At 69.0% G+C, this 4,535-nt stretch carries 5 protein-coding genes; 4 read left to right on the forward strand and 1 reads right to left on the reverse strand.

What is annotated here, in order from left to right; genetic code table 11:
* Positions 1-415: DUF4190 domain-containing protein (locus tag BST15_RS20680; protein WP_046189262.1), on the forward strand; the 415-nt coding region annotated here is incomplete at its 5' end.
* 27 nt (positions 416-442) lie between these two features.
* Here the strand turns inward: BST15_RS20680 and BST15_RS20685 are convergent.
* Complete coding sequence (locus tag BST15_RS20685; protein ID WP_046189241.1) at positions 443-1,411, reverse strand: HpcH/HpaI aldolase/citrate lyase family protein; 969 nt, start codon at positions 1,409-1,411, stop codon at positions 443-445.
* Between the two features lie 24 nt (positions 1,412-1,435).
* Between BST15_RS20685 and BST15_RS20690 the strand changes: the two genes are divergently transcribed.
* The 3 genes from BST15_RS20690 to BST15_RS20700 form a co-directional block, all read left to right on the forward strand.
* Positions 1,436-2,734: a magnesium transporter MgtE N-terminal domain-containing protein gene (locus tag BST15_RS20690; protein WP_046189240.1), complete on the forward strand. Its 1,299-nt coding sequence runs from the start codon at positions 1,436-1,438 to the stop codon at positions 2,732-2,734.
* Positions 2,731-3,249 carry a DUF1003 domain-containing protein gene (locus tag BST15_RS20695; protein WP_046189239.1) on the forward strand — a complete coding sequence of 173 codons (519 nt, stop codon included), beginning with the start codon at positions 2,731-2,733 and terminating at the stop codon, positions 3,247-3,249. Before BST15_RS20690 ends, BST15_RS20695 begins: the two co-directional genes overlap by 4 nt.
* A gap of 181 nt (positions 3,250-3,430) precedes the next feature.
* The coding region (locus tag BST15_RS20700; protein WP_337349484.1) for a lytic transglycosylase domain-containing protein at positions 3,431-4,535 on the forward strand (1,105 nt) is incomplete at its 3' end.

Here is a 4,535-nt window from a genome sequence, read left to right on the forward strand (position 1 = left end):
CTATCCGCCTCCCCCACCGCCGGGCAATTACCTGCCCCCCGGGGGCTATCTGCCGCCGGTGCCTCCCGCGCCGGGCGAGTACCCGGGGCCGGGGACTCCTCCGGGCTATCCGCCGACGAACTACGGCACACCGCCCGCCAGTTACCCGGGCTACGGCACGCCGTATCCGGGCAACTACATCAATCCCGGCCAGGCACAGAAGACCAATGTCCTGGCCGTCAGCTCGCTGATCGTGTCGCTGCTCGGACTGGTGTTCTGGCCACTGGGGGTGGCCGGTGTCATCCTCGGGGTCATCGCGCTCAACCAGATCAAGTCGACCAATGAGGCCGGCCACGGCCTTGCGGTGGCCGGCACGGCGATCGGCGGTGTGGCCGTGATGTTTTCACTCTTGCTCGCGATGATCGCGCTGAACTAGGCCCGAACTGGGCGACCGAGAAGCACGCTAGGCCGTCGGCGGTGTGAACGGTGGCGCTTCGCGGCGCATACCGGCCGCCCGGCCTTTACCCGCCACCACCAGCGCCATTTTGCGGCTGGCCTCGTCGAGCATCTCGTCACCGAGCATCACCGCCCCGCGAGCTCCGCCCGCCTGCGACGTGTGCCACGCGTAGGCCTCCAGAATCAGCTCGGCATGGTCGTACTCGGCCTGGCGCGGGCTGAAGATCTCGTTGCCCGCGGCGATCTGGTCGGGATGCAGCACCCACTTGCCGTCATAGCCGAGCGCGGCCGAACGTCCGGCGACCCGCCGGAACGCCGCAACATCACGCACTTTCAGGTACGGCCCGTCGACCGCGGCGACCCCGTGGGCGCGCGCGGCAACCAGGATCGTCATCAAGACGTGGTGGTAGGCGTCGCCCTCGGTGTAGCCCTCGGGCTGCTCGCCAACCTCCAGCGTGCGGGTGTTGAGGCTGGCCATCAGGTCTGCCGGGCCCAGCACCAGCGCCTGCACCCGAGGTGCTGCGGCAATGGCGTTGATGTTCATCAGGCCGCGGGCGTCCTCGATCTGGGCGTCGATACCGATCTGCCCGACCGGCAACCCGTGGACGGTCTCCAGCTGGGTGAGCAGCAGATCCAGCGCCTGAACGTGTGAGGCATCGGACACCTTGGGCAACACGATGACGTCGAGCCGGGTACCGGCGGCGCCGACCGCCGAGACCACCTCGATCAGGTCGGCGTGGGTCCACGGAGTGGTCCAGTCATTGACCCGGACCCCGAGCAGCGGCGCCGTCCAGTCCTTCGCGGTGAGCGCTGCGGCCACCAGCGTCCGCGCCTGCTCCTTGGCCGCCGGAGCCACCGCGTCCTCCAGGTCGAGAAAGACTTCGTCGGCGCTCAGACCCTTGGCCTTGTCGATCATCTTCTGACTGCTGCCAGGCACTGACAGGCAAGTACGGCGGGGGCGATATGCGTTGGTCACCTAAATACTCCTACCCTTTCAACCATGGCGTCGAGCAACAGGGTTTATGCAGCGCGGCTCGCGCGGATGCTCGTTTTGGGCCCGTTCGGCGAATCCGTCGGGCGGGTCCGCGACGTGGTGGTCAGTCTCAGCATCGTGCGTCAACAGCCGCGTGTGCTGGGGCTCGTCGTCGAATTGCCCACCCGTCGGCGCATTTTCGTACCGATTCTGCGGGTCGCCTCGATCGAGCCCAACGCGGTCACCCTGAACACCGGAACGGTGTCATTGCGCAAGTTCAACCAGCGGCCCGGCGAGGCACTGGTGCTCGGCCAGGTTCTGGACACCAAGGTCCGGGTCTCCGATCCGGAGCTGCCGGAGCTGGCCGGCGTCGACGTGGCGATCACGGACCTGGCCATCGAGCAGAGCCGCACCCGCGACTGGCTGGTGACGCGGATCGCGGTGCGGCATTCCCGCCGGCTGGGGCGCCGCGCCGCGGTGCACATCGTGGACTGGCAGGCCGTGCAGGGGCTGACTCCGTCCGCACTGGCCATGCCGGGGCAGGGCGTCGCGCAGCTGTTGCAGCAGTTCGAGGGGTGGCGGCCGATCGAGGTCGCCGACGCCATCCGCGACCTGCCGCCCAAACGCCGCTACGAGGTGTTCCAGGCACTGGACAACGCCCGACTCGCCGACATCCTCCAAGAGCTGCCCGAAGAACGTCAGGCCGCCGTGCTGGGGCAGCTGGGCACCGATCGTGCCGCCGACGTCCTCGAGGAGATGGATCCCGACGACGCCGCCGACCTGCTGGGCGTGATGAACCCCACCGATGCCGAGACGCTGCTGGCGCGGATGGACCCCGACGACTCCGACCCGGTGCGCCGACTGCTGGAGCACTCGCCCGACACCGCCGGTGGTCTGATGACCTCCAACCCGGTGGTGTTGACCGCCGACACCTCGGTCGCGGAGGCACTGGCCCGGGTGCGCGACCCCGACCTCACCCCGGCGTTGTCGTCGCTGGTGTTCGTGACGCGGGCCCCTACCGCAACCCCGACCGGCCGGTACCTGGGCTCGATCCCCCTGCAGCGGCTGCTGCGGGTGCCGCCGGCCGAACTCATCGGTGGAATCGTGGACTCCGACCTGCCGGCGCTGAACCCGGAGGTCTCACTTGCGGAGCTGACCCGCTACTTCGCCGCCTACAACCTGGTCTGCGGACCGGTGCTCGACGAACAGAATCACCTGCTGGGCGCGGTGACGGTCGACGACGTGTTGGATCACCTGCTGCCCGATGACTGGCGCGAAACGCCCGAGCCGGAACTGGGGCCGAAACTCGCGGGGAGGCAGTCGTGACCGACCGCTCGTCATCGCAGCGCCTGTCCACCCCGCGCACCTCGCGGCTGCCCAGCCTGAACATGGACCCCGACGCGCTGGGCCGGTTCACCGAATCGGTGGCACGCTTCTTCGGCACCGGACGGTATCTGGCCATTCAGACCCTCTTGGTGGTGGGCTGGATTCTGCTGAACGTCTACGCGATCCGGTTCCAGTGGGACCCCTACCCGTTCATACTGCTCAACCTGGCGTTTTCCACCCAGGCCGCCTACGCCGCGCCGTTGATTCTGCTGGCTCAGAACCGTCAAGAGAACCGCGACCGGGTCAGTTTGGACGAGGACCGTCGGCGTGCCGCGCAGACCAAGGCCGACACCGAATATCTGGCCCGGGAGCTGGCCTCCCTGCGTCTGGCGGTCGGTGAGGTCGCCACCCGCGACTATCTGCACCACGAGCTCGAACGGGTTCGGGACCTGCTCGAGTCGTTGCGCCCCGAGCCGGAGCCGCCCACCTCGGAGACCGGCAACCGGACGGCCTGACACGTGGCCCAGACCAGATAACGACCATCAGCAGCACCGCCGTTGGGTATGGTGACCTAGTTCACGAAGCCCGGACGGGTTTCATCGAGCAGAAATTAGGGGCGATCGAGTGCCAACAGGGGGCGGCGCAACGGAGCGCGTTTCCCGCACTGCGCGGTTGCGGCGTGCGGCACGCTCAGCCTTGCGGCCTGCGTTCGGCCTGACGTTCATCACCCCCCTGGTCTTCGCCGGCGCGGTGGGCGCCACACCCCGCTCCCCGTCGACGACGTTGCCGCTGCGCAGCGCCGCGGTGACGCCGCTGGCGGCCTCGGTGAACACCTCCTCCTCCGGCCGCTCGTCGGGTCCGGCGGTGGTCGCGGTACCCCGCCCGCAGACGAATCTGCGGGTGGCGGCGGGAGCTCCGTCGGCGCCACCTGCCGCGGTGGTCTACGCGCCGGGAACCTTGGGGATCCCCAGCACGGCGCTGGCCGCCTACCGCAACGCCGAACAGCAAATGTCGGTCGCCGCACCGGAATGCGGGATCAGCTGGAACCTGCTGGCCGGCATCGGCCGCATCGAGTCCGGGCACGCCAACGGCGGGGCCACCGACGCCCGCGGCAACGTGCTCCAACCGATCTACGGTCCGGCGTTGGACGGCACCCTGCCCGGCAACGAAGTGATCGTGGCCAGCGACGCCCCCGGGCGGGTTGTCTATGCCCGAGCACTGGGACCCATGCAGTTCCTGCCCGGGACCTGGTCACGGTATGCCGCCGACGGCGACGGTGACGGTCGCGCGGACCCACAGAACGTCTACGACGCGACCCTGGCGGCAGCGCGCTACCTGTGCAGCGGCGGAATGAACCTGCGTGAACAGTCGCAGGTGCTGACCGCGATCCTGCGCTACAACAACTCCATGGCCTACGCCGAGAACGTGATGGGCTGGGCGGCGGCCTACGCCACCGGGGTGGCCCCCGTCGACCTGCCGCCCATCGTGGGGCCGGCACCGCCGATCGCCGATCTGCACCTGGAGCATTTGGAGCACCCGGAGGGGCTCGGCCCGGAGTCGCTCAGCCTGCACGGGATGTCGCCTGTCGAGCACCCCGCCGAGTCGTCCCTGATCGACCTCGGGCAGCCGAGCATGGAAACCCAGCTGGCCAACCTGCCCTGGCTGCCGCCCTGGATGACCAACAACCAACAAGAGCAGCAGCAACAACTGCCGCGTCCGTCGGCGGCGTGCCGGATGATCTGCCTGGAACCCCAAGCCGCGCCGAGCCCGGCGGAGCCCCCTAATGGACTCCCGCCGTCCC

Source organism: Mycolicibacter arupensis, assembly GCF_002086515.1.
Taxonomy (GTDB): domain Bacteria; phylum Actinomycetota; class Actinomycetes; order Mycobacteriales; family Mycobacteriaceae; genus Mycobacterium; species Mycobacterium arupense.